The 3602-nt window shown below is 75.7% G+C and carries 2 protein-coding genes; both read left to right on the forward strand.

The window, feature by feature from the left end:
• A partial coding sequence (locus AE652_RS36775; RefSeq protein ID WP_049659459.1) for an acyl carrier protein occupies window positions 1-499 on the forward strand: 499 nt, incomplete at its 5' end.
• Window positions 500-577: 78 nt separating this feature from the next.
• Window positions 578-3602 (forward strand): type I polyketide synthase (locus AE652_RS36780; RefSeq protein ID WP_234348673.1); only part of this gene is annotated, 3025 nt, incomplete at its 3' end.

Here is a 3602-nt window from a genome sequence, read left to right on the forward strand (position 1 = left end):
CGCCAGGGCGGACGCCCCCGCGCCGCGGCCGGCCGACGCGCAGGACGCCGACGCGCCGGGCACCGGTGAGCGGCCGGACCGGTCCGCCGGGTTGCGGGAGCGGCTCGCCGGACTCACCGAGCCGGAGCGCGACGAGCTGCTGCTGGAGCTGGTCGAGGAGTGCGTCGCCGGGGTGCTCGGCGAGGCCCCGCACAACGGCCTCAACCCCGAGTGCGGCTTCCTGGAGCAGGGCTTCGACTCCCTGACCGCGGTCGAGCTGCGCAAGCTGCTCACCGACGCCACCGGTCTGCGCCTGAGCAGCACGCTGATCTTCGACTACCCGACCCCCGCCGCCCTCGCCAAGCAGCTGCGCACGGCGCTGGACCCGGAGCTGCCGGGCGTCGGCCCGGCCGCGGGCGACGGCGCCGGGGCGACCGGCACCGCCGAGGCGGTCGGCGACGAGCTGATCGACGACATGGATCTGGCCGAGCTGCTCCGCCTGGCCCGCGACAACTCCTAGGCGGCCCCGGTGATCCGCGCCGAGTACCCGGCGCGGATCACCGCCCCCCTGGACCCGACCTGAGCTTGATGTACGGAGATTTGTGATGAACGCAGCACCCCAGGAAGTCGTCGCGGCACTCCGGGATTCCCTCAAGGAGATCCAGCGGCTGCGCCGGGAGAACCGGCAGCTGGTGGACGCCGGCCGCGAGCCGATCGCGATCGTCGGCATGGCCTGCCGCTACCCGGGCGAGGTGACCTCGCCCGAGGAGCTCTGGCAGCTGGTCGACGGGGGTGTGGACGCGATCTCCGGCTTCCCGGTCAACCGGGGCTGGGACGTCGAGGCGCTGTACGACCCCGACCCGCAGACGCCGGGCACCAGCTACGTCCGCGAGGGCGGCTTCCTGCACCGGGCCGACGAGTTCGACCCGGCGTTCTTCGGGATCAGCCCGCGCGAGGCGCTGGCCATGGACCCGCAGCAGCGGCTGCTGCTGGAGACTCCTGGGAGGCCTTCGAGCGGGCCGGGATCGCGCCGACCTCGGTGCGCGGCAGCCGGGTCGGGGTGTTCGCCGGTATCGCCACCGCCGACTACGCGGCCCGCTTCCAGTCCGTTCCCGAGGAGGTGGAGGGCTACCTGGGCAACGGCAGCGCCGGCAGCGTGGCCTCCGGCCGGGTGGCGTACGCGCTGGGCCTGGAGGGCCCGGCCGTCACCGTGGACACCGCCTGCTCCTCCTCGCTGGTGGCGCTGCACCTGGCGAGCCAGGCCCTGCGTTCGGGCGAGTGCTCGCTGGCCCTGGCCGGCGGCGTCACGGTGCTCTCGACCCCGGCCGGGTTCGTGGAGTTCAGCCGCCAGCGCGGGCTGGCGCCGGACGGCCGCTGCAAGTCCTTCGCCGCCGCCGCGGACGGCACGGCCTGGGGCGAGGGCGTCGGCATGCTGCTGCTGGAGCGGCTCTCCGACGCCCGGCGCAACGGGCACCCGGTGCTGGCGCTGGTCCGCGGCTCGGGCATCAACCAGGACGGTGCGAGCAGCGGGCTGACCGCGCCGAACGGTCCCGCCCAGCAGCGGGTGATCCGGCAGGCGCTGGCCGCCGCCGGTCTCGCCGCGGGCGAGGTCGACGTGGTGGAGGCGCACGGCACCGGCACCACCCTCGGCGACCCGATCGAGGCCCAGGCACTGCTCGCCGCCTACGGCCAGGACCGCGAACGGCCGCTGCTGCTGGGCTCGTTGAAGTCCAACATCGGCCACACCCAGGCCGCCGCCGGGGTCGGCGGCATCATCAAGATGGTCGAGGCGATGCGCCGGGGCACCGTCCCGCGCACCCTGCACGTGGACGAGCCGACGCCCGAGGTGGACTGGACGGCCGGGTCGGTCGAGCTGGTCACCGAGGCCCGGGACTGGCCGGAGACCGGCCGCCCGCGCCGGGCCGGCGTCTCCTCCTTCGGCGTCAGCGGCACCAACGCCCACGTCATCGTCGAGCAGGCGCCGGAGGCCCCGGCCGACCCGGAAGCCGAGGCGCGGGCCGGGACGGCGCCCGCGCTCGCCCCGCACCTGCTGTCGGCGAAGACCGTCCCCGCGCTGCGGGAGCAGGCCGCCCGGCTGCGCGCCCTGCTGGACGCGGACCCCGGGCTGGACCTCACCGACCTGGCCTACTCGCTGGCCACCGGCCGCGCGCGGTTCGCCCACCGGGCCGCCGTGGTCGCCGCGGACCGCGCCGAACTCGCCGCCGGACTGGCCGCGGTGGCCGAGGGCGACGGGATCACGGCGGCGACGACCGGCAAGACCGCGTTCCTGTTCACCGGCCAGGGCGCCCAACGCACCGGCATGGGAAGCGAGTTGTACGCGGCGTACCCCGCGTTCGCGGCGGCGTTCGACGAGGTCTGCGCCGAGCTGAACCAACATCTGGAGCGCCCGCTGCGCGAGGTGATCGCCGAGGGCGGCGAACTCCTGGACCGTACGGGCTGGACCCAGCCTGCCCTGTTCGCCGTCGAGGTCGCCCTCTACCGCCTGGTCGAATCCTGGGGCGTCCGGCCGCACTTCCTGGCCGGCCACTCGATCGGCGAGGTCGCGGCCTTCCATGTGGCCGGGGCGCTGTCCCTCCCGGACGCCGCCCGCCTCATCACCGCCCGCGCCCGTCTGATGGAGCACCTCCCCACCGGCGGGGCCATGGTGGCGCTCCGGGCCGGCGAGGAGGAGGTCCTGCCCCTGCTCACCGAGCGGGTCTCGATCGCCGCCGTCAACGGCCCCCGCTCCGTCGTGATCGCCGGTGACACCGCCGAAGTCCGGTCCGTCGCCGCACAGTTCGACAAGGCCCGCGAACTGCGCGTCAGCCACGCCTTCCACTCCCCGCTCATGGAGCCGATGCTCGACGAGTTCCGCGACACCCTCGCCCAACTCACCTACCACGCCCCCGCCATCCCGATCGTCTCCACCCTCACCGGCCGACCCGCCACCACCGAGCAACTCACCGACCCCGACTACTGGATCCGCCACGCCCGCCACACCGTCCGCTTCCACGACGCCGTGGAGACGCTGCTGGCGGAGGGCGTCACCACCTTCCTGGAGCTCGGCCCCGACGCCGTGCTCACCGCCATGGGCCGGGACCACGGCGACGACGGCGCCGAGGCCTTCGTGCCGGTGCTGCGGCGCGACCGGGCCGAGGTGCGGACCGCCGTGTCCGCCGTGGCGGCGCTGCACGGGCGCGGGGTGCGGGCCGACTGGGCGGCGTTCTTCGCCGGTTCCGGCGCGCGCCGGGTCGACCTGCCCACCTACGCCTTCCAGCGCCGCCGCTTCTGGCTGGACGCCGCGCCCGTCGCGGGCGCCGCCGACCCGGCGGACGCCTCCTTCTGGGCCGCCGTCGAGCAGCAGGACCTGGCCGCCCTCGGTTCGAGCCTCCGGCTGGCCGAGGAGGAGCAGCGCTCGCTGGGCGACCTGCTGCCCGCGCTCTCCTCCTGGCGGCGCGAGCGCCAGGACCGTTCGCTGCTGGACTCCTGGCGCTACCGGGTCGAGTGGCAGCGGCTCGCCGACCCGGCCGCCCCGCCCGGGCTCTCCGGCGACTGGCTGGCCGTCCTGCCGGCCGGCTGGACGGAGGAGGGCACCGGCGGCGCGCTGTCCGCGCTGCGGGCCC

This window comes from Kitasatospora sp. MY 5-36, assembly GCF_001182915.1.
GTDB lineage: Bacteria > Actinomycetota > Actinomycetes > Streptomycetales > Streptomycetaceae > Kitasatospora.